Origin of the sequence: uncultured Nevskia sp., assembly GCF_903885465.1 — a bacterium.
In the GTDB taxonomy this organism is placed as follows: domain Bacteria; phylum Pseudomonadota; class Gammaproteobacteria; order Nevskiales; family Nevskiaceae; genus Nevskia.
This window is the reverse complement of sequence record NZ_CAISIQ010000518.1, coordinates 1-2,825: the sequence shown is the minus strand read 5'-3', so window position 1 is coordinate 2,825 and position 2,825 is coordinate 1. Positions and strand designations below refer to the sequence as shown.

Sequence of the window (2,825 nt, the reverse complement as noted above, 5' to 3'; positions counted from 1 at the left end):
GCCATTGGCATCGCAGCTACGGCAACGAGAACTGGCAGTTCGATGGCAACGGCCTGATGGCGCTGCGCCACGCCAGCATCAACGATCTGGAGATCGCCGACGCTGATCGCCTGTTCCGCTGGCCGTCCGGCCGACGGCCGGACGATCACCCGTCATTGTCCGATCTCGGCCTGTAGGGCGGGCCACGCCCACCGCGCGCTCTTGCCGACGAGTGCGGCGGCGGCCATGGGCCGCCCTACTCATCCCGGTTCGAGCCGCAGCACGCGGCCCTTCGGCGTGTCCGTGGTGACGTAGAGGTAGCCGTCCGGCCCCTGGCGGACGCTGCGGATGCGCTCGTTCACTTCGGTCAGCAGCTTGTGCTCGGCCTTGACCTTCGTCCCGTCGAGCTCGATGCGGTTCAGGTAGGCGAACTTCATCGAGCCGACGAACAGGTTGCCGCGCCAGGCCGCGAACTTGTCACCGGTGTAGAAGGCCATGCCGCTCGGCGCGATCGAGGGTTTCCAGTACAGCAGCGGCTGCTCCATGCCTTCCTTGGTGGTGCCGATGCCGATCGGCTTGCCGTCGTAATTGATGCCCCAGGTGATCACCGGCCAGCCGTAGTTCTTGCCGGCTTCGTCGAGGTTGATCTCGTCGCCGCCCATCGCGCCGTGTTCGTGCGTCCACAGCTTTCCGGTCTGCGGATGGATCGCCGCGCCCTGCATGTTGCGGTGGCCGTAGGACCAGATCTCCGGCCGCGCGCCGGCGGTGCGGACGAAGGGGTTGTCAGTCGGAATCGAGCCATCCGGGTTGACGCGGACGACTTTGCCGAAGTCGTTGTCGAGCGTCTGCGCCATGTCCTTCATCAGGTAGCGATCGCCCTGGGTGATGAACAGCTTGCCGTCCGGCGCGAACGCCAGCCGGGAGCCGAAATGCAGGCCGCCTTCGGATTTCGGCGTCTGCCGGTAGATCACTTCGACCCCGGTCAACGCATTGCCCACCAGCTTGCCGCGCGCCACCGCCGTGCCGGCTAGCCCCGCGGCATCGGCTTCTGCGTAGGACAGATAGACGCGGGCATTGCTGGCGAACTGCGGATCGAGCACCACGTCCAGCAAACCGCCCTGACGCTGCGCAAACACCGCCGGCACGCCGGTCACCGGCGGGGAAAGCTGGCCATCAGCCGTCACGATGCGTAGCCGCCCCGGCCGCTCGGTGACCAGCATCCGGCCATCCGGCAGGAACGCGAGGCTCCACGGGAATTCCAGACCTTCGGCCACCGTCACCAGCTTGTAGTTGGGCTTTTCGGCGGCAGGCTCGGCCTCCTGCTCGGCGGCAAACAGAGCAGCGCTGGAGGCAAGACCAAGACTGGCCAGCAAGGGCAGGACAAGACGGTTCATCAGGACATCCTTATATGGATTGATACAGCAGTGACCCCGTTCAGCGGCGCCACGTTCAAAGTCATCTGCGCAGGGCCAGAGCCGGGACTCCTCTGCTACGCTCTCCTCAGACGCCGTTTCGCGTCGCGCACCCTGCCCTTCCGCATGAAATTCTGTTCCGACTGCGGCCATGCCGTGGACCAGCTGATTCCGCCTGGCGACCATCTGCCGCGCGCCGTCTGCCCGTCTTGCGGCACGGTGCACTACCGCAATCCCAAGGTCGTGTCCGGCTGCGTGCCGATCTGGGAAGGCAAGGTGCTGATGTGCCGCCGCAACATCGAACCACGTCTGGGCCTGTGGACGTTCCCGGCCGGCTTCCTGGAAATGGACGAAACCTCGGCTCAGGGCGCAGCACGCGAAACGCTCGAGGAATCACAGGCCGAAGTCGACATCACCGGCCTGCTCGCGGTCATCAACGTGCCCTACGTGTCACAGATCTACATGATCTATCACGGCAGCATGCGCTCGCCTCATCACGGCGTGACGCCGGAAAGCTCCGAAACGCGGCTGATGAGCGAAGAGGAAATTCCCTGGGACGACATCGCCTTCCCGACTATCTGGCACGGCCTGAAGTTCTTCTTCGAGAACCGCGCCAAGGGCGTGCAGGACATCCACACGCTGGATCTGATGACGCGCTACGGGCGGCGGCCGGAAGTCACTACGGGTTCGAAGGACTAGCCGACCATCGGTCAGCGGGCGTTCATGCGGGAAAGCTAGAGTAGCTCTGGTCGCAGCGGCCAAGACATTTCAGTAACCAATATTCGCCGCAGCGCTCACGTTTTATCGCCCTCAGGAGAAGAGACCACCATGAACCATAAATCGATTGCCACGATCCTCGCCGCTGCCGCGTTTGCGCTGACCACCATTCACGTCAGTGCTGACGAAACGCCGGCCGAGAAGGCTTCCGAGCGTCAGGAGAAGCGCCAGGACAACCGCGCTGACCGCCAGGAAAAGCGTCAGGACAACCGCGAAGACCGCACCAAGGATCGTCAGGAAAACCGTGCCGAGCGCACCGACAAGCGCCAGGAAAATCGTGGCGACCGTCAGGAAAAGCGCCAGGACAACCGCGAAGACCGGCAGGAAAACCGCCAGGAGCGTCGCGAAGATCGCAAGAACTAAGCGCGACCGAGATTCAAAAGGAGACCGCCACGGCGGTCTCTTTTTTTATCCGCGATCAAGCGCCGTGCTTGAACACCGCCAGGCCGATGCCGGCAGCGATGAACAAAGCGCCGAACACCCGATTGGTCCAGCGCGCGGCCACCGGGTTCTGCAGGAAACGCAGCGCCTGCAGGCCCAGCGCGGTGTAGCCGCACATGCAGCAGACGTCGGTGAAAAACAGCGTGCACCAGACAATCACGAACTGGATCAACTGCGGTGCCGCCGGATCGATGAACTGCGGCAGCACCGAGGCCG

5 protein-coding genes are annotated in these 2,825 nt (G+C 64.0%); 3 read left to right on the top strand and 2 right to left on the bottom strand.

Going from position 1 to position 2,825, the window contains the following annotated elements; translation table 11 throughout:
* Positions 1-176, top strand: a 176-nt coding sequence (locus QZY06_RS19945; RefSeq protein WP_295687483.1) for a DUF1348 family protein, incomplete at its 5' end; no start/stop codon positions are given.
* Positions 177-239: 63 nt separating this feature from the next.
* Here QZY06_RS19945 and QZY06_RS19940 read toward each other — a convergent pair.
* Positions 240-1,373, bottom strand: coding sequence for a PQQ-dependent sugar dehydrogenase (locus tag QZY06_RS19940; RefSeq protein WP_295687481.1), 1,134 nt, complete (start codon positions 1,371-1,373; stop codon positions 240-242).
* Between the two features lie 144 nt (positions 1,374-1,517).
* Between QZY06_RS19940 and QZY06_RS19935 the strand changes: the two genes are divergently transcribed.
* Together QZY06_RS19935 and QZY06_RS19930 are read left to right on the top strand one after the other, a co-directional pair.
* Positions 1,518-2,090 (top strand): NUDIX hydrolase, encoded by a 573-nt coding sequence (locus QZY06_RS19935; RefSeq protein ID WP_295687479.1) that lies wholly within the window; start codon positions 1,518-1,520, stop codon positions 2,088-2,090.
* 129 nt (positions 2,091-2,219) lie between these two features.
* Positions 2,220-2,531 carry a hypothetical protein gene (locus QZY06_RS19930; RefSeq protein WP_295687477.1) on the top strand — a complete coding sequence of 104 codons (312 nt, stop codon included), beginning with the start codon at positions 2,220-2,222 and terminating at the stop codon, positions 2,529-2,531.
* A 55-nt stretch (positions 2,532-2,586) separates the two neighbouring features.
* On the opposite strand, the gene QZY06_RS19925 is transcribed toward QZY06_RS19930, so the two are convergent.
* The coding region (locus QZY06_RS19925; protein ID WP_295687475.1) for a LysE family transporter at positions 2,587-2,825 on the bottom strand (239 nt) is incomplete at its 5' end.